At 46.1% G+C, this 18730-nt stretch carries 22 protein-coding genes; 11 read left to right on the top strand and 11 right to left on the bottom strand.

What is annotated here, in order from left to right:
- Positions 1 to 2: 2 nt before the first annotated feature.
- From K5I40_RS16905 to K5I40_RS16915, 3 genes are all read right to left on the bottom strand, one after another.
- A complete protein-coding gene (locus K5I40_RS16905; protein WP_223075472.1) occupies positions 3 to 1772 on the bottom strand; it encodes a DUF927 domain-containing protein in 1770 nt (589 codons plus the stop codon).
- A gap of 98 nt (positions 1773 to 1870) precedes the next feature.
- On the bottom strand, positions 1871 to 2728 hold the full coding sequence (locus K5I40_RS16910) for a site-specific integrase (protein WP_223075473.1): 858 nt from the start codon (positions 2726 to 2728) through the stop codon (positions 1871 to 1873).
- Between the two features lie 316 nt (positions 2729 to 3044).
- Positions 3045 to 4220, bottom strand: coding sequence for a hypothetical protein (locus tag K5I40_RS16915; RefSeq protein WP_223075474.1), 1176 nt, complete (start codon positions 4218 to 4220; stop codon positions 3045 to 3047).
- A 75-nt stretch (positions 4221 to 4295) separates the two neighbouring features.
- Between K5I40_RS16915 and K5I40_RS16920 the strand changes: the two genes are divergently transcribed.
- From K5I40_RS16920 to K5I40_RS16945, 7 genes are all read left to right on the top strand, one after another.
- Positions 4296 to 4670 carry a hypothetical protein gene (locus tag K5I40_RS16920; protein WP_110093152.1) on the top strand — a complete coding sequence of 125 codons (375 nt, stop codon included), beginning with the start codon at positions 4296 to 4298 and terminating at the stop codon, positions 4668 to 4670.
- A gap of 3 nt (positions 4671 to 4673) precedes the next feature.
- Positions 4674 to 5111 carry a hypothetical protein gene (locus K5I40_RS16925; protein ID WP_251929622.1) on the top strand — a complete coding sequence of 146 codons (438 nt, stop codon included), beginning with the start codon at positions 4674 to 4676 and terminating at the stop codon, positions 5109 to 5111.
- Between the two features lie 90 nt (positions 5112 to 5201).
- A complete protein-coding gene (locus K5I40_RS16930) occupies positions 5202 to 5633 on the top strand; it encodes a DUF2787 family protein (protein ID WP_251929620.1) in 432 nt (143 codons plus the stop codon).
- Between the two features lie 12 nt (positions 5634 to 5645).
- Positions 5646 to 6137 carry a lecithin retinol acyltransferase family protein gene (locus tag K5I40_RS16935; protein ID WP_223075475.1) on the top strand — a complete coding sequence of 164 codons (492 nt, stop codon included), beginning with the start codon at positions 5646 to 5648 and terminating at the stop codon, positions 6135 to 6137.
- Positions 6137 to 6355 carry a DeoR family transcriptional regulator gene (locus K5I40_RS24150; protein WP_223075476.1) on the top strand — a complete coding sequence of 73 codons (219 nt, stop codon included), beginning with the start codon at positions 6137 to 6139 and terminating at the stop codon, positions 6353 to 6355. Before K5I40_RS16935 ends, K5I40_RS24150 begins: the two co-directional genes overlap by 1 nt.
- Before the next feature lie 94 nt (positions 6356 to 6449).
- Complete coding sequence (locus K5I40_RS16940) at positions 6450 to 6776, top strand: hypothetical protein (protein ID WP_223075477.1); 327 nt, start codon at positions 6450 to 6452, stop codon at positions 6774 to 6776.
- Between the two features lie 64 nt (positions 6777 to 6840).
- Positions 6841 to 7233 carry a hypothetical protein gene (locus tag K5I40_RS16945; protein WP_223075478.1) on the top strand — a complete coding sequence of 131 codons (393 nt, stop codon included), beginning with the start codon at positions 6841 to 6843 and terminating at the stop codon, positions 7231 to 7233.
- 64 nt (positions 7234 to 7297) lie between these two features.
- Here the strand turns inward: K5I40_RS16945 and K5I40_RS16950 are convergent, their stop codons facing one another.
- The 7 genes from K5I40_RS16950 to K5I40_RS16980 form a co-directional block, all read right to left on the bottom strand.
- Positions 7298 to 7732 (bottom strand): hypothetical protein, encoded by a 435-nt coding sequence (locus K5I40_RS16950; protein WP_223075479.1) that lies wholly within the window; start codon positions 7730 to 7732, stop codon positions 7298 to 7300.
- The gene (locus tag K5I40_RS16955; protein ID WP_223075480.1) at positions 7725 to 8636 is read right to left on the bottom strand and encodes a YafY family protein; all 912 of its coding nucleotides are present in this window, start codon (positions 8634 to 8636) and stop codon (positions 7725 to 7727) included. Before K5I40_RS16955 ends, K5I40_RS16950 begins: the two co-directional genes overlap by 8 nt.
- A 286-nt stretch (positions 8637 to 8922) precedes the next feature.
- Complete coding sequence (locus tag K5I40_RS16960) at positions 8923 to 9495, bottom strand: toll/interleukin-1 receptor domain-containing protein (RefSeq protein WP_223075481.1); 573 nt, start codon at positions 9493 to 9495, stop codon at positions 8923 to 8925.
- Between the two features lie 20 nt (positions 9496 to 9515).
- Positions 9516 to 9932: a TIR domain-containing protein gene (locus K5I40_RS16965; protein ID WP_251929618.1), complete on the bottom strand. Its 417-nt coding sequence runs from the start codon at positions 9930 to 9932 to the stop codon at positions 9516 to 9518.
- Positions 9933 to 10119: 187 nt separating this feature from the next.
- Entirely contained in the window at positions 10120 to 10704 is a 585-nt protein-coding gene (locus K5I40_RS16970; protein ID WP_251931025.1) for a TIR domain-containing protein, read from the bottom strand.
- A 25-nt stretch (positions 10705 to 10729) separates the two neighbouring features.
- A complete protein-coding gene (locus K5I40_RS16975; RefSeq protein WP_019104803.1) occupies positions 10730 to 11320 on the bottom strand; it encodes a hypothetical protein in 591 nt (196 codons plus the stop codon).
- Positions 11321 to 12517 carry a toll/interleukin-1 receptor domain-containing protein gene (locus K5I40_RS16980; RefSeq protein ID WP_223075483.1) on the bottom strand — a complete coding sequence of 399 codons (1197 nt, stop codon included), beginning with the start codon at positions 12515 to 12517 and terminating at the stop codon, positions 11321 to 11323. It lies immediately after the preceding gene.
- Between the two features lie 695 nt (positions 12518 to 13212).
- Between K5I40_RS16980 and K5I40_RS16985 the strand changes: the two genes are divergently transcribed.
- The 4 genes from K5I40_RS16985 (at position 13213) to K5I40_RS17000 (ending at position 17857) form a co-directional block, all read left to right on the top strand.
- A complete protein-coding gene (locus tag K5I40_RS16985) occupies positions 13213 to 13686 on the top strand; it encodes an FRG domain-containing protein (RefSeq protein ID WP_255589073.1) in 474 nt (157 codons plus the stop codon).
- Positions 13687 to 14190: 504 nt separating this feature from the next.
- The gene (locus K5I40_RS16990) at positions 14191 to 15414 is read left to right on the top strand and encodes an ABC-three component system protein (RefSeq protein WP_223075484.1); all 1224 of its coding nucleotides are present in this window, start codon (positions 14191 to 14193) and stop codon (positions 15412 to 15414) included.
- The gene (locus K5I40_RS16995; RefSeq protein ID WP_172860856.1) at positions 15411 to 15899 is read left to right on the top strand and encodes a three component ABC system middle component; all 489 of its coding nucleotides are present in this window, start codon (positions 15411 to 15413) and stop codon (positions 15897 to 15899) included. Before K5I40_RS16990 ends, K5I40_RS16995 begins: the two co-directional genes overlap by 4 nt.
- Positions 15896 to 17857: a DUF3732 domain-containing protein gene (locus tag K5I40_RS17000; protein WP_223075485.1), complete on the top strand. Its 1962-nt coding sequence runs from the start codon at positions 15896 to 15898 to the stop codon at positions 17855 to 17857. The genes K5I40_RS16995 and K5I40_RS17000 overlap by 4 nt, the downstream gene beginning before the upstream one ends.
- Before the next feature lie 273 nt (positions 17858 to 18130).
- Here K5I40_RS17000 and K5I40_RS17005 read toward each other — a convergent pair whose 3' ends face one another.
- Entirely contained in the window at positions 18131 to 18472 is a 342-nt protein-coding gene (locus K5I40_RS17005) for a DUF1971 domain-containing protein (RefSeq protein WP_223075486.1), read from the bottom strand.
- Between the last annotated feature and the right edge of the window lie 258 nt (positions 18473 to 18730).

Raw genomic sequence — 18730 nt, forward strand, 5'->3', positions numbered from 1 at the left:
GTTCAGAAACCGGCTGTGGCAAATTCGGCGGATAAGCAGTACCCCGTCACGTTCACTTTTTGTATGGTCCGGCGTGTCGTCAGACGATCGCCTTCCGGGCGGGTCAGATAACCTTCTTCGTCAATTAAGCGGGCCAGTTTTTTTGCAGACAAGCCCCAGTTCATGCCAAGTTTCTCAAGGGTATCCGGCAGTATCAAATAGCTCCCGTCATTTAGAATATACCCGGCAGTATCGGTTTTACGGGACGCAAAACAGGGCATTTTCACATCAATAAATTTTGACCGGCTCACTGCAATGAAGTTCTGAACGGTAATCAGGACGTTCTGCTTACGGCCCGCATCAAAACGATAGTTCTGCAACCAGCGGTTAAAAGCTATGTAAACCACATCGGCAATCTCTTCTTTTTCCCATGGCAGGATTTGCCACTTTGATGCCAGAGCACCCGCAAGATAGAGGATTGCAAAACGCTGGAGAGCCCTGCACTCAACAGAATTAAGGGTGATCAGGCCTGCATGTAAACGTCGTTTCATCTCATCAAGCATGACACCCAGGTCTGCTTTCAGAAAATCAGAGGTCGCTTTCCAGTCAAAATACCTACCCTCTCCATCGGTAAGGCCCGTCAGGCAACAAATGAATTCATAACCAGCACTACCATGGCAGGTCAGCAGGCTGGTTTTTATGTCACCAATGCGCTGTCGGGCAGCATCAATGTCTTCATTCACGCCACGGGAATCCTCTGCCGTGACAGGAATAGACAAGGCGCGATGCAACATGCCGTCCATCACAGGTGACTTTTCCTGCCGAATTCTGTCTACAATGGTTAACTCGCCGGTCGAAAGCACATTCTGCACCCACGTTGATTGTCGGGCCATCCCCAGAGTCTCGCCGTCCATTCTCGACTTCGTTGCCCCAGAAACAATGTCATACAGCGTCTCAGCAAAAAATTTGCCGGTGAAGGAACCCAGCTCATCCAGGCACAACGTGGTTCCGTTATTCATTACCATCAGCAATTCCAGTCCGTTTGACGTGCTGTTCCAGCGCTGAATTTGGGTCGGGCTACCGCTTCCGGGTTCAGCAGCAAGGCCATTCACACTGGCTCCAGCCTGGATCGCAGCAGTTTTGCCCGTAGAACTGTCACCACACAGATGGAAAATTGCACCACTTTCGCCGAGTAAAGGAAGGAGGGATGAACTCAGCCCCACCAGAATCGACAATTTGGGTGCCATACCACATACCTTCTGAGCAATATGTTCCTGCCATTGCTCAAGCGGACCCGAGACAGCAATAGCATCATTAATCGCCATATCCTCATTCGGGATCACATCCTGAATCCCCTCTCGTTCAGCAACAAAAATGGGATAAGGACCAAACTGAAACACCAACTCCTCAGGCTGAAAACCCGGTCGAATCGCCACGCGGCAGAGTGGCAAGTCCAGCTCACAGGACTTTTCCAGGAACAAAAGGAATAATTTGCTGTCCTGGACAAAAACGCCCTTACCAGCAAGATGGCTGATAACAGAATCGGCATTTCTTTTAACCTTTTTCAGGCTGATAGTTATGTCAACTTCAGTGCCGCTATGATTCGTGCATTTCAGAATAATTTGCCAGTTACCGTTGCGGGCACGGTTACAGGCTTTTGCCACAGGTTCCAGTAAATGACTGGACACAAGTTTCTTTTTATCGTCATCTTCATGACAAAAATACAATCTACCATTCTCTTCAACAAAACCTTCCGGTAAACGAAGTTCATTTTTCTTCTTAACGTCAGACATAATACATCCTTATTCAGGTTAAATTCAGGTTGTAGAATCCCCTTCCCGGTTAAAGGGAATGAATTCCGTAATACAGATTCAAGGTTTAATTACTAATCTCAGCGGTTCAGCATCAGCGCCATCGCGCGTTCGATATCATCATGTTGCTGCCCACCAAAATACTGTGCATAGATCGCAGTTGTTTTGGTGCATTTGTGACCGAGAAACCGCTGAACGGAATAAATGTCCCGGGTCACAGCCAGCATTGCGCTTCCGGCGGTGTAGCGAAGCTCATGAATAGTAAAGCGCGCAATCCCCGCCCTTTCACATATTGCCGTCATGAGCCTGCGGGGCTCAGTGACTCTGCCACCGGCTCCTGAGCGAAAAAGCAGCCCTCCATTGCCATACTTGCTCACCTGCATCAGAGCAATATCCATCGCCCTCTGGCATAAGGGAACAAGCCGCGAATCCCCTGATTTCGTATCATGAAGAAACAAGGTTTTTCTGCTCATATTAATGCTCTGAATATCCGCAGAGCGCGCCTCACCGAGTCGCATACCGGTTAGCGCCAAAAAAGACAGAATTAAAAGCGTGTCCCTTGGTTCTTGTTTAATTTCAGCATCCAGCACCTGCATAAAAGCGGTAAATTCATCAGGCTCCATTGCACGCCGTAATGATGCAGGTTCTTTAAAAGTTTTAAACCCTGCGACCGGAGATGTTGAAATATAGTCAAACTCCCTGGCCCAGGTAAATATAGCCTTAAGTAAAGCGATGTGGCGATTGCGTGTCGAGAACTTCAGGCCATCAAGCCCATTAATATAATCAGCGATATCACGCCGGTTTATCATATTAAGTTTAATATGGCCCAGTCTTGGCAGAAGGTAATGTTTAATTTTTGACTGATCTGAGGCAAACGACTTCTTGTGTATTCTGGAGTATTCCAGATACCGCAAGAACAACTCAGCAAGTGTCATCATAGCCAGCTGCATTCAGGGTAAAGCGTAAAGTATTCATATCAAAGTATCCTTCCATTAAGGTAACGCCGTAGAGGTGCGTGCTTTCATCTACGGCACGGGGATAATTTTATTGGGACAATCCCCGTAAGGGAAGCCATACACCCCAGAAAAAATACACGGTTTTGCGGTGCGCAGAGCAATAAAACCAATGAAAAACAATAAATTAATCACATACGACGCATGCCCTGATTTACCAGATGTGTGCAATGTGACGCCGGGTGCCATGGGCATCTTGCACCAAGTAATGGGCCCGGCAGTTGAGGGACGGGATGCACCGTTATACCGTACAGAAGGAATCAACAAGGGTTCTGGCCGCCCATAATGCTTCTATGCAACATTCCTGTTCTGGGCGGTCTATCAGGGTCTCTATATCAAGGTTACGACGCGATGTGTTCGCATCAATCCAGGGATAGTGCTCACCAATCTCCCGGAGTAAGCGATGCCGGGTATACTGCGTGCTGCTGTCTGCCTGCATTCTTTTCAGCACAGCATAAAGCACCGATTTCAAGACAATCTCTTTCTGCAAAGAAAGGACTTTATCACTTGACAAATTGAACCGGCTTTTTATATAGAAAATGGTTGGTCGAACCGGCTTAATCGAACCCAGTGCCTTATTGTCGAAAGCATCAAATCCATTAGCGTCACAAAAATCCGTCAGCAGCACATAGAGAAAAACAGTGTCAAAAGCGATTTTTTTCTCCAGTACTTTTCTTTTTTCATTGTAGTCACTGGCAGAAAAGTTATTTGCGAAATCCTCAGCATCCTTTCTGCATTCGCGGTATAGCCGCAGCGAATATTCAATAATCGCTAGTGCAGATGCCGGCTCCTTCGGCTGATAAAGCTGCATTACGTGCTGAATCCCGTCCTGGGCGGAAAAATTCAGCACCTTCATTAAATTCTCATCCAGCACATACAGGGAGTCCATCCCCGTCTTCCGGATGGTTTTCAGAGCGTTATTACAGGTGCGACTGTCAAAAGGGGAGTGTGTAAGGGTCCTGACCGCAGGGAAGAAAGACAGGCTGCCATTTGCATAAAGATTATCTATTGCCTGAAAATGAACGCTGCTGACGCCTGAGCAATATGAATCAAAGAATGCCTCCAGAGCATTAATCTGATCACAAATGTAAGCATCATGATAGATATTCACCTTAAAGTGCTGCGGGTGATATAGCCGGATATAGCTCCACATCAGACTATCCCTGAAAGCCTGTGTTTTTAGCCCCTTCCCCCGGTAACGTAAATCGGCAAAGAAAGAAGAGATAAAATCAGCCCGCTCCGGGTTTTGCAGAACATTCAGCACGGAATTTTTTGCCAGTTCAGTGATATGGCTAAGGTGGACGCTGCCATTCAAAAAACGGAAAAATGTCGCAGGTGTTACCCCCTGGAGATAACGTATATCCTGATGCTTTCTCAGTTTACCCAGAAAATCATTCAGATCTTCATTCAGACTCACGCGTATTCCCCCTGCAATAAATAGCTGTATCAGACACATATTATTCTGGTGCCCATTATTAATAAGGACACCGCAATGCACATTATACAGTCTCCGGCAGACGCTTTCTGCCTGCCCGTGTCGCCAGTTCAGCAATTGCAGCTGGTTAACGAACTCACCGAATGCGCCGACAGCAGCCTCACAGTGGCAACGACATTATGGGAGGAAACCCGGACCCAGCTTTTATATCTGCTTCCCAGTGAGGAAGAACATCTTTCGGAAGAACTGACCACTTATCTGCACCATCTGACCTGCAATGCCGAATACGTCATCCGTCTGGATGATTCGCTGTTTCTTGCCCTGACCATTCTCAGTGATTCAGGACAGGGCTTTTATTTGCTGTTCCCGTTCTCAGCGACCTTTACAGGAGCCGCTGAACTTATCGCTATGGCTGAACCTTCAGGATTTTAACCGATGAAAAAGACCAAACTTGCACCAGTCTCCACTGCAGAAACTCAAAACGACCACAGCATTCTTACCGGAGAGGCCGAGAAGATTAATCCGCACTCCACCGGCCTGCTGCACTGGGAGATAACGGAAAATGCCGACGGCGAACGGGGCCTGCGCATTACTACCAACGATAGCGGTGGTCTGTTTTCACGGGAGTGGATTGCCCTGAGCGCCATATCCCGGGTTTTGAAAGCCCATGAAGCAGGTGACTTCACCTCCACGGTTCTGCGCCCGCTGTTTACCAGCGCCAGCCGTAACAATGCAGGTTTCCTCGCAGCCATTCTTCGCTGTGCTGATATCTGTCTCACCGAAGAGGGTTCCGGCGGGGCGTTCAGCCATCGCTGTTACCCCGACTGGGAAAAGCGACTGGAAAAACTGCTGACAATTTCCCCTTCTGCCTGACCCCCTTTATCCCCCTTGCCCTTACCCACCCCTCATGACGTTTGCACTGCCGAAGGCAACCCAATTTATACTGCTATAAGGAGCTTATCTGTGACCCCTTGTTCATCCACACTGCATCAGCCCACGCTTGACCTTCCCCTCAGCGGTGAGTTTATCGCACTGATAACCACACACCTCGCAGCACTGCCTGGCACCTGTCAGAGTGTCGTGCTGAACTTTCGTGACCCGGAGTACAGCGCTGAAAACGGTGGCTGGCATCCGGTAGAAATTCGCATCATCCGCAGCGAGCAGCCTGCAATATGGCAGCTGGATTACCTCACCGACTTCAGCTGGCAGGGCCGCGCATGGCCCGAACTGACAAAGGAATTCGATATCAGCTGGTCACAGCGCTATGCCTGGCACCGCTTTGCGGGAGACTTGCCGCTCAACCATGAGCTAAGTGCGTTCTGGACGCTCTGGCAGGATAATTTTATGGCGTACTGCGCGATGGATGTCTTCACCGTCACCGTTACCCCGGACTAATAAGGAGGTTTTATGCTGTTTACGTTCATTTCCCGGCTGGTGATATACCGGCCTCTGTTCAGCCTGGCGGAAAGCTTTGCCGACAATGTAATTCGCGAGACGGTGGACGAACCGGCAAAAGGCGGCATCGTATGGTGTGGGCTGGCAGGCGGCTATGCCACTCACAGCGGTATCTACACCGGTAATAACCGGATTGTGCATCTGTCCGGTGATGGTGAGGTGCTTTGCAGCGACCGCAAAGGATTTATGGCCAGACTGAATGGCCTGAATCCTGCCATGTCGGTCTATACCGATTGTCAGGGACGGTTGCCGGTTGGAAATATCGCCGCAGCCGGTCGGGCATTACGGGCGCTGGGCTCCAGACGTCAGTATCACTTGCTGAAGGAGAACTGTCATCGTTTCACGGCGGAGTGCCTGACCGGAAGACCGGATAATACCGTGGTTTTTCATCGTCAGCTGAAACGTCTGCAACGCGGGAATACCTGGCGCGTATGGGAGGACTGATGACCCGCGCTGAAAAACTTGCCGAACGCCTCTGCCACTGCGTCATTTTACTCTGTCAGGGGAAGACGCCATCAGTCCATGTGCTCACACAGTTATTCGGAATTTCACCCCGCACAGCCCGTCGTGACCTTGCCCGTATGGGCTGCATCATGGAACCCACATCAGTAGGTTGCTGGCGACTCTCAGCCCCACTTCGACGTGCCTTCATCCATCGCTGAAAATTCTTTCCCGCATGGTCATAACCTGTCCCCACCACCCGATATGCTCATTCTGCGGTATCCCACATGACCTGTTATTTAAGGAAAAAACATCATGAATAAAATTTTTACTGCGCTGTTTATCTCGCTCATACCGCTTGCCAGCGCTCATGCCGGGCTGGTTCAGGTTGAAAACCGGGTGAGCTGTTATCTGGCACTGGACGGCAATGAAGGGCTGATGGAGTCCAGTGGAAGTGACATCGCCTTTACCAAAAGCTGGTTGCACAACGAGCTGGCTCGCCACGGCGTTGACCAGGAGTCCATTAATGAGAACTCCGATGCACTGGAAAATGAGCTGCCCCGGGCATACCAGCAGGCCGCCTTCGCAGATAAGTGCGTCATCTATTACAGCAAACCCGCCAACCGCAAAGGCGATGAATAGCCCATCAGTGCTGGCACTATTAATAACTGAATTCAAACCTTTTCATTTTTCATAGGTTAAATAAATGAAAAACATTATTCTCACCACCTTCATTCTGGCGGTATCTGCATCGGCGTCCGCAGCTCAAATCTCACTGGAAACAGCGGGCCGTTGCTATGAAGCCACCCGTCAGTCAACACAAATGGCCATGCTGCTGGACCCGGATGCAAAGGAATACAAAAATATTGGCGACAACAACAAGGAGCTATTTGGCACGCTCTCCGGCGGCGTGGGCGAAAAGGACTCAAAGAAAATACGCGATGCGTGGAAAGCCATTCTGGATAAAGCGGGCATGGAAGGAAAAATGGCGAAATCAGACGGGTATCGTGCAATGAATATGTATCCGCACGATGTCATTATGCAGGAAGCCAACAAGTGTGTTCGGCTGGCGCTAAAAACTGGCATTGTAAAATTGTGACAGAAAATCAATAACAGAAGGGAGAGCGTTGTGCTCTCCCCTCTCACTGACTTACTGGTGCGGTTTATTTTTTCCCCGGTGGCGTGATTTCGCCATACTTCATCTTCAGCCGGACGATTTCGCACTCATACCAGGTGATAATGACCTTCAGCAGCGCATTCACTTTCTCCAGGTCACGAGGAGCAGAATATCCAACCATCCCTTTATTCACTGGGCTGAAGCGTTCCTTACGGGAAAGTGTCATCGCCGCAAGTTGTTCATCAATGCCGTGCATCAGCAGGTGGCTGTCATCCCCCGCCTGAAATCGCTCACAGATAAATGCGGCATGTTTGAGTAAAACCTCTGGCTGAACGGGGAAAGGACTGTCCAGCCAGTCTTTCAACTCGGCATTTTGCGCATTATCATGCGCCCCCAGCAACCCGCTCAGTAAGTTCACTGCAAGCGCCTCAAAAGCGTTTTCCACGTCATTATCGTCGTATAAAGTTGTTTCATTATTCATCTGAAGAATCTCCATTCATTTCATCATATCGGGTGAGCGCACTGCGCATGTCGTCAATAATCTGATTGCGGATGGACGCAGGCTTAATAACCTCCACCTCAGGCAACCAGTATTTGATAAGAGGAATAATCTGCCGGGGGTGCGCCACACGGGAAATAATGAGCAAATCACCGGCTGGTGTTGTATGGATAATTTCCTGACCGGGATAAAGGTTGCGCCGGGTGAAGTAAGACGCCGCACAGGCTGAGACAGAGATCAGCACTTCGGTGAGTTCATCACCATACCAGATGCTTTCCGCATGTTCCACCTGCTGACTCACAACCGGATCGGGGTTGAATCGCATATTACTGACCTGCACATGTGTCATCGTGGAAACTGCAAAACTCTTCAACGTACCTTCGTGCCGGGCGGCGAGATACCAGAGCCCTTTGTCATTCACAACACGATAGGGCTCAATTGCCGAAAAAACCTTGTTTTTATATGTAAAATCTATCTTCTGGTATGCCTGAATCGCCCCGGAAATGGCATTAAGAGTGGACATGAAGGCACCACAATTCTCATAGGGGCGTTGCTTGATCAGGAAGGGATTGTTTTCGCTATCCCCCAGTAGCACGCTCAACAGACGATCTTCCCAGCGCGGAAATAGTCCTTCAATGCTGAGAATGCGGTTAAAACGGCGCAAATCCGTATTGCTGCGTTGTCCCAGAATCCCTTTGGGCAGGCGGTACTGCTTTCCCTGTCGGAGCAGGTTCAGGTAAGCCAGGCGCTCAGTCAGATCGCGCCGTATTGTTTTTTCGCAAACGTAAAATTCGTCAGCAAGGCCCCTGACGGTCAGTGACTCGCTATTGTTGAGGCGCGTCAGTATCAATCCAAGTCGGTATCCAAGTTTGTCGTGTCGATCCATTCCGGCATCCGGGCTGCTGAAGCAGGAATGGGATTATGTGCGGTCATGTGGACGGGTTAGGTCCATGAATAAAAAAGACGTTCAATATTAAAACACATTAAAAACATACATATAAATTTGCAACTCGAACATAGACTCAACCTGTCTCTACACTCATGGCATACCCGCTGGATGATTTTCAGTCTATAGTTCGCAACAGTAACTAGGTTACAAAACTTCTCTGCCTTCGCTATGAGACTCAACCTCGAAGGCAAAGAATAGTTACGCAGTAGTAATTAATAAATTTTTAATAAGAACGCCATGATGGTACACCACGAGCAAAATTCCTCAGATGGCTCCATTTCTTCCCTCGATCCTCAACATAGTGATTAATCACGTTCTCTTGTAAATGCTTAGTCACAACTGGGTAAAGGGCAAGATATTCTTGTCCTAAAAAGATCTGATTTTCATAATCCACTAGCGGGAGGACAGCGACTTGATTTGAATGATGCCCATCAAAAAAGCCCAATTCCCATGGCATCCATTTCGAATTTGAGGCATTTTCAGTAGCTATATACATCATTGAACTGGAGCGCTTCATACGCTCACGAAGGACAGCAGCTGTTTCTTTGTTCACTGAATCACGGCTAAGTTGTGTGTCAACAATCCAGTCCACATAAACGCGTAAACCTTGCTGTTGAAGCAATACCATTATCCCTAGAACGAGATCGGCATCATCAATTGAATGAGAAAGAAAAACATCAAAATTTTCATGCTCTTTATAACTTTCCAGCCCTTCCCTTAAAACAGCATAGGCAGTTCGAGAGCCACGAGCGCCTGCTGCTGCTGCACGAGCTTCTCTTTTGGTAAAATAAGCCATAGTAAGTCCATTTCATATATTTATTGATTGATAGCGTTTTCAACCCAAGTTGATAAATTTTTCTTAATATCGTTATACGCATCGTTACTATCGGGTTCGTATACCAATGGCTCAATAACATCATCTCCTCGTTTGAAGATCAATTGGTCAAAAGGATTCTCTCCTTTTGTTCCGTAGCCATTATTCGGGCAGTTCAGTCGATGGATGAAGATACCAACTACAGCTTTACCCTGTTCCCAGGCTTTCTGAATCTCATAAATCACCAACGGGCGGGTAGCAGTTTCGCTACCAATCAGCACAACTAAGCAGGATTTCCCCTTAAGATTCTCATCGATCCAATCTTTCACACCTTTTTCAGTACACTTTATCTGCTCCCAAGTGTTGGGCCTTACTGGTTCCTCCCCTTCAATTACCCCCATGTTATGAATTTGCTGCACTTCATCACATCATTATCGAAATGAAAGCTGTAAAAAACCTGACGTTTCATATCTAACCTCCAATTTTTTTGGAAAAGGAAACGATTTATTTTATATTTATCAACCAGTCTGCTGATTGGCCAAGAAGGTGAAACTACTCGGCATCAAACTAAGAATGTTAGAAAAAACATTTCAACTTAGGCTAAATCTATTTAAGCCATGAAGAAAAATTATTATAACCATCATCCTTTATCCAATCATACACATTAAAGAAATTAGAAAGATTATAGCCATTCCCTCTATAAGTAGAGTCAACTGAAGTGCTGAAGTTTGCAGAACCATCAATTTTATTATATTGTACCCACTCCCCCCCAATTTTTTCCCAAAGTGTTCCTGTTTTCCCATCGGCAGAATAAGTAACTCCAACATAAGCAAGAGGGTTTGGTCCAAGTGCTTTTGTTTTCTGATGCTTATCTTTGATTCCATTTATGTGCACGGCTAGAATGTGATTGCCACGTACAAAACTTTTTAAAATTTCATAGCGAACCCATGGACGTTCGTATGTATTACTGCCGACTAGAATGCACGTATTCGAAGTATTGACTAGCGCTCCATTAATCAATTTTTTAAGAGCAACATCCCCTTGCTTTTTCGACTCTTCCCAAACTGACGCATCAAAGTATCCCGCACTTTCGCGATCAGATTTAGTTAACCAGTGATTGCGTACAGCGTTTGCTCGAAAATCACTTACATCCTGGTAATGAAAACTAAAAAAACTCTTTTGCCATAACATTTATCTCGTGATTTTGTAGTCAAAATTAGATATTACGTGCTTCGACTGGAGAAATATTAAGTTCTCGATATAGTAATCCGATGAAGTCTAATGGCCCCAAATCTTTTGGTATCGCGTATCGAAGCCTTTTTGCTAGTTCCCTTGTTGCTCCCCCAGTCACAGCAATAGGAATACATTTAGCATGAGGGTGCATTTGACGAAATATTTCATATTCCTCATTGATCCCTTCCATTCCTCCTATGAAGACAGCTGCATCAAATGATTCTGAAGTAAGCATTGCTTCTCGCATAATATGTAAACTCTGTACACGGCTATTATCTATAGCGTCAACAAATGTCACGTTTGCGAATCGTTTATTATCTTCCGGGAAATAGTCCTCGAAAAATTTAGTCTGAAAGAGTTTGACTGCTGTTGCATACTGAACACCTAAATCCTCAGCTGCCGCCCAAAGCATTGGGGTTATAGCGGGATGCCCACCCCAGACAATGGTGCGTCTTCCGAAGGCAACCGTCGCTAAGGCTATAACAGCAGACTGGATCATTTGTGGCTCGCAGTCTTCATCAAATGGTTTTCTGCCAGATACAGGCACGCTTGCTGAAAGAAAAATCGCCCCCATTTATAGCCCCTCCAGTTCGGATAATTCCCATCCTGCCTGACGACTCTTGATCCACTGAACGCCTTTGACATTTGTTCCCAACCAATTCAGATGAGTCATCCATTCCTCAGAAAGTCCGACATGGTCATAAACTAAAATAGCAGGTCGGCTATCGTTATCCCGCATAGCATCATGCAGCGTAACTGCAGTTGGTACACCAACACTAGGATGAGCCACAAGAGGATTGCCTGAAGGTAACCTCAGAACAAGTGAGCGCCGGATACCTATCGCCTCTACAGCTCCCCCCATGCTCTCAATAGAACTACGGAGATGGCCGGCAATATTTGCGTGACGCAACGCAACACTTTTACTTCGTAAGCCCTCAACCTGAAGTGAAAGAGAATCAATGACTTCATCTGTTAACTTCCCATCAACAAAGTCATCTACCGACAAAACTCTCGGGGTAGCTAATGCACTAGTTCGAGATGCGGTATGGCCCGGCCAAAGAACTTGCAAGATTGAAATGTGCTTATCTGTCGCACGCCCCCATTCCGCTCGAGCCCAACGACTGTCAAAAAATCCGGGGGTGTCCAGCATTACGACGACATCACAATCACATAATCGATGCCACAAAACGCTCTGAAAATCCACAGCTGCACCGACAGAATGAGTATCAAGAAATACTTCAAATTGCCGGGCTGATAGAGCTTCAAATAATTGAACGGCAACATCTCTAGACTCGGTCCGGCGGTAGCTCACAAAAACGCGGCGCTGTGTAGGAAGCAAGCCTAGACACTGTAAAGCAACACCTGCCGGTTTAATTAGCTCAATATCTTCAGGTGCAAGCGCTAAGGCATTTAGAGATCTCAAACATTCGGGAAGTTCATTTGCGACATTAGCGACATCACTCACTAAAGGTATTATAGGAATACTTAGCCGCATTAACTCAGCGTGTTCTGACAAAGAAGGGGCCACACCACCAAAAAACAAAGCCACAGAAGGAGCCGTCTCTATAAAGCTGCCTTCGAACCCTACCGTTATTGTAAAATGCTCATCGGGTTGAAGACCAAACCCTTCCATTGCGTTAGAAATAGTTTTCTTGATATTAGTAACTTGCTCTGGTGTCGATTGACCAAAAATCAAACACTGATAAAGTGACTTCGGCATCCTTGAGCTCATAAAGGTTTGCCCCATAGACTGAAATTGGTCATGCTGCATAACTCCTTGGTTACTAGACCTAAAGCAGTTGGTTGTTCTTTATCGTATACCAGTTCCCCGCTGCATTTTCATTGCGTTTCTTCAAAAAAAGAGCCCATTATCAAACTAAATTCACTGTGCACATCGAATCTGATTCGATTCCGAAACCCTGATCCATTCAGAAACAGAATTCCAGCATGATCTACACTCCCCTGAACGAGGTTGTGCCAATGGAACACTACAGTTCGCGTAAGGACTGATGACCTTTACCCTGAAAAAGTATGAGTAGACATACGTCTATGCGGATAGAAAATGATTGCTTACACTCAAGTGGCTATCATACTGCTTGTGGTGCTTTGTCGACTAAAACATACTGACTACGCTAGAAGTAGGGTAATGTAAAAATCTCGTTCAATTGTGATTTTCATTACCATGAATAGGGAAAGTTGAAATGCATCAATAGGGAGATGCGTATGACTAGTTCAGCGGTAATAGTAGAAAGTCTCAAGGAATACCAAGAGTGGTCAAAGGACAATGTTCGTAGAACCGAGAATGTCTTTTTCCGTGGTCAACGTATGCCATGGACACTTTTACCCAGCATCTGTCGTCATTCAAGCTCTGACACAATATTAGAATGTGAAACAGAGCTGCTCACCTGCTTTAAAAATGAAGCTGCGAGATGTCTCCATATCGTACCTACGAATGACTGAGATTGGCTGGTAGTTGCGCAACACCATGGCCTCCCCACTCGTTTGCTAGATTGGACAAGAGATCCTAGTGTTGCACTATGGTTTGCAGTTGAACAAATCAGACGTTATCCCGACTCAAATCCAGTCGTCTGGCAAATGTGCCCAGAAGCTAAAGACTTTGTTAATAACCAGGAGACTGAATTACCATTCGCCGGAACGAGAACAAAATTGTTTTCCACAACCTTCAACATACCTCGAGTTAGAGCTCAACATGGTTATTTTTCTCTTTTCAAACATAGCCAGGACTGGGGTAATGGTTTCGTTCCGTTAGAAAAAAACAAATATTTAAAAGAATCTATGAAAATGGTGAGCATTACTCCTGGATGTGCTGAAGAAATACTGCTTGAAATAGAGGCTAAAGGCATTAATAGACACATAATTTATCCCCCAAGAGTTGATGTCATTGCGAAACAAGTTAAAAATAAAATATTTAAAAAATAGAAGGACGTGCGATAATGAAAACAATAGAAAACTCTGCTATGCCTCAAGGTTAGATATAACCTTCAGTTAGTAATGCGGGTTGGTGCCCCTGACCACGAATATGCTCCAGCCATAATTAGGAATATCCGGCTTCATGTTGGTTGCATGTTCTGACAACCGGCAGTTCTCTCGGCGAATTCAGTTGGCGTTATCCAGTCCAGTGAACCTCCCAGTAAAACTAAGCTCTTACTTTTCCAACGAAAGCCTTCACATGACCGAATCCCGCTTTCCATTCAGGTTACAAAGTGCCTCATCAGCACGATAAACCTCGGCACGGAAAGTTATTCACTTCACATTAGCATCCCCAAGTACTTACTTTTTCTATTCACGCAGGAAACACAGTGGTATTGTTTTAAGCTAATATCGATGATGTGATACATACCACCAAACATTGGATGGTAGCTTGTTGCTTTCATGAGTCATTTTTCCGTACAGCTGAAAGCGCAATCGACCCAGGGACTAAAAATGACCGGAGTATCTAGCGATCAATACGCTGCTGGTGAACAGGGCTTAGGGTATATCTATCAGCCTCGTTTCGCGCTACTTAAGCTTCTACAGTGGCCAGAAGATACATCTGTTTTGATCGAAAAGGATGATGACCTAGACTTCATTAAGTCTGATGGTGTCAAAACACTGGCATCGCTCAAACACAAAGGGGATGGGGATACTCTAACCGACCTGTCTACCGATTTCTGGAAGTCAGTCCGCATCTGGCTTGACCGCTATAATCGTGATGGTAAAACCGAAGCAAATCTTCGTTTCTTTCTGTTTACGACCGGAACTATCTCAAACTCCTCGTTCCTGCAACACTTCTTAGTCGAACCGCCAACAAAAGACGATAATTCAGTATCAATAACTCAACTCGCTAACACAGCTCTGGCTAGAAGCAAGTCAAAACTGATCACGGCAATAGCCGATGAGTTCAATAAACTGACTGACGAGCAAAAAGATGACTTCTTATCACGGATAATCATATTTGATGGCGGGCCTCGCATTGAAGACCTTCCTTCAATCATCAAAAATCAGCACATGCGTATCATTAGACGCGATAACCGAGACGCTATTTTTGAACGACTTGAAGGATGGTGGAATAACACCATAGTCGATCTGCTAACAGGGAAACGTAAAGAGGCGATTTTTGGTTATGAGATCTCCGACAAACTTGCAGCATTTTCAGAAGAGTACAAATCGGACAATCTGCCGATTACGTTCAGAGGAAAAATGCCCGTTGGAGAAATCGACGCGATGAATGATCCCAGGCTCTTTGTTGTGCAGCTCCGTGAAATAGGGGTTTCCTCTAATCGTATCCGAAACGCTATTCTCGACTATTACCGAGCATTTGAGCAGCGTTCTTCATGGGCGCGTGAAAACCTTTTGGTAACAGGAGAGATGGAGGATTATGAAGACCGCCTTGTTGATGAATGGAGTCGCTATAAAGACGTCGTTTTTGAAGAATTAGATGAAAACTCAGCTGATGAAGTACTTATTACTGCGGGAAAAGCATTGTATCAATGGGCCGATCTTGAAAGTGGTAATATTCACTCATTGCGTATCCGAGAACGAGTGACTGAGCCTTATGTAGTTCGAGGAGGATTTCACATCCTTGCGAACAGTAGACCACTACCTAAAATTTTCTGGCATCCCCACTTCCTAAATAGAGTTGGTCAATTGTTGGGAGCCCAAGAATGAAGCAATGGGATCAACGTCCATTCGAGATAAGGAATCTTTTCAATCCTGCATTTTGTGGTGTTGTACTATTCAGAGCAATGCAGAGCTACGAAGAGGAAAACTCACAGGGCATGCCATTCTCTCTGGCTCTTTTAGTTCTACCATTATGTCTGCAAAAAGATTCTCGCCAAGTGTTTGCTGATAATCCTCGCCGCTACCTTTTGAAAACTATAGAAAACAACCCCAAATTACTCGTTAATTTTGCTAATCGCGTCAATAATATGCTGCCATTTACGCTTGAAGCTTTTGGAGTGCTCATGGAACGAGGATGTTTTGTTGTAACGCAAGATGGCCGATTGAAAACAGTACCTAAAAAAGTTCGCAAATCGGTCATAGGGACTGAAGAATCGATCTCATGCCAGCGTGTCGCGCGCTATATAGGAAAAGAATTTGCCCGTATTGCAGATCGCGTTACGGTATACACGACCTTTGGAATACGCCCATGAAAATTAAGTCGATTCATGTCTACAGCCATGATGGCCAACGTCGGGACCTGCAATTTAAGGTTAATGGTTTAAATGTCATTACTGGCCGTTCCTCAACCGGTAAATCAGCTCTTTCTGAGATCATTGAATACTGTATGGGTCGATCTACCTTTAACGTACCAGAAGGCATTATTCGCGATAAAGTGTCATGGTTCGCAGTCATTTATCAATTTTCACAGGAGCAGGTACTGATCGCGAAACCAACACCAAATGCAGGAGCCACAAGCTGTGGCACCGTTATGCTGCGACGAGGAAATGAACTGACCGCACCAAATTTCAAAGACCTCTCGGTTAACACCGATGATGATTCTGTAGTCGCACTGCTGTCACGATTACTAGGCATCCGCGAGAACCGTACAGACGTGGCAATTGGGCACAGCAGAGAAAGCTTTGATGCAAACATCAAGCATACTTTTTATTACCTTTTCCAAAAGCAGGGCCTTGTAGCAAATAAAGATCAACTTTTTTATCGACAAAATGAGGCATTTCAGCCACAAGCTATTCGCGACACATTACCGATTCTTCTAGGCATTTCATCAAATGATCGCTATGAACTTGAGGCCAAACTCCGAACTGCGCAGCGAGATCTGAAAATCAACGTCAAACGTCTTGAACAAGCTCGCGATACAATCGACACATCACTGCTAAAAGGTTCTGGGCTTTTATCTGAAGCCAGAGCCGTAGGTATCATCACACAAGACAAAGACAAAATTGGAACTGACGAAGTAATTAATGTTTTGCGTTCTGCAATGCAATGGAGTCCGTCACCCCTACCTGAAGACGATGGACATAGAATATCCATTCTTGAAAATGAAATTGCTGGTTTACGACAAGACAGACGTCAGATCCAGTCCCGAATTGATTCTGCTCGGATGTATGCCAAGCAATCAGGTAATTTTGAAAACGAAGTTTTAGAACAACAAGACCGATTATCTTCTATCAAGGCTCTACCGAAAAATCCGGAAACTGGCGAATGGCAATGGCCTTTCTGTGAAGCAAATTTAGCACTGGAATCTCCAATTGCTAAAGCACTCCTGAGCGAACTAACAACTCTCGACGCTGAAATGAGCATTGTGGCTGGCCAGCGCCCTAAAATGGATGCTTATCTTACTGAACTAGAAGATGAGGTTCATACCATTGTAAGTTCGATAAGAGCCAAAGAAGTGGAGCTTGCTGCGGCAATAGCGGCAAACGAAGTTATTGAGCAATTAGGCACACGCAATAATGCTGCGGCAAGAGTAATTGGTCGTATAAGTTTGTTCCTGGAAGACCTTGTACCTAACTCAGAGCTGGCAACATATGAATCAGAAAATCGTCGTCTAAAGCTCAAAGTCGAAGACCTACAAAGGAAAGTTGGAGCTGATAGCAGCCATGAAAGACTCATATCTATTCTGAATAACATTTCGTCACAGATTACACGCTACATCCTGGCATTTGATGCAGAATTTCAGGGGCTCCCTGCACGGTTTGATCTAAGCCAAATGACTATTATCTTTGATCGTATAGATCGTCCGGTACCTATGAGTCGAACTGGCGGTGGCGAAAATCATCTCGCTTATCACCTGTCTGCATTGTTAGCCCTTCATCTCTTTGCCTCAAAGAACAATTGCCCCATCCCTCAGTTTCTTTTAATTGATCAGCCTACCCAAGTTTATTTCCCTTCTGAAAAAATTTACCAGGAAGCTGATGGTACTGTTCAGAAAACGGAAGCTGATGCTGACTTAGCAGCAGTACGTAGACTGTTTGCGTTACTGCTGAAGTTTACACAAGAAGAAGTTCCTGGCTTCCAGCTTATCGTGACAGAGCACGCAAATCTTCGCGACCAGTGGTTCCAAGATGCTTTAACCGAGCTTCCCTGGACCAAGCCCCCTGCCCTGGTACCAGAAGACTGGCCTTTACCGTCAGAATTACCAAATTAGGCACGAGTTTTGAAAATCCCCGTGTCCTTGGTTCGATTCCGAGTCCGGGCACCACTATTTAAAGAACCCGCCCAAAAGGCGGGTTTTTGCTTTTGCAGAACCGAACTTTCATCGCTCTCTATTAACTCTTCTTTAATGGCCCTAAATTTGCGACCCATACGCGTTGCGAAGGTTTTAACTTCTGCAACGCAGTCCTGCGTCTATCTGGCTTCTTATGGCCGTCCAGACACTATACAGTCAATGATTAAGAGCGCCCTTCGCTAACAAACGGCGTTACGCCTTTTTCGCGCTGTAGACTTCTTCCCCAGAGAAGGTCGGTTCAGCCCAGAAGTTGATATTGAACTGGGCGTCATCCGTCATCTCAATACGGTGCCAGTACTGCGGTGGGCTGGTCGCGAAGTTACCTGCATTAATCACAACCTTCACTTCTGGTTCTGTTGCTTGTGCGTTCGCGAAGCCGTAATAGGTTACGGTCCCTTCCATCACACAAAGCTGCCCAAAGATGCCAGCTGCGGTATTGTGGTGGCTCAGAAGCGCTGCAGGAACGTTATCTTTAGTGAAGAAGGGAGTTGAACGTTTGATTGTCCAGTTTTTGGGGATTCTTTGATGGCTCATAATGACCTCCGACTTAAAACATGTATTTAAATTACATGTTTATGATAAGCCTGTAAAGCCCATTTGATAATAACTCTCATTTCTATTATTAATGGAGGATATATGACAGAGAATTGTTTTTTGTAGGCCCGGTAAGCGCAGCGCCACCGGGCAGGACGGGCACAAACGCAAAAAGCCCGTCCTTGCGGACGGGCTCTTGGCTTGTTTGATGCCTGGCAGTTCCCTACTCTCGCATGGGGAGACCCCACACTACCATCG

Source organism: Leclercia sp. LTM14 (assembly GCF_023736175.1).
Classification (GTDB): domain Bacteria; phylum Pseudomonadota; class Gammaproteobacteria; order Enterobacterales; family Enterobacteriaceae; genus Enterobacter; species Enterobacter barmai.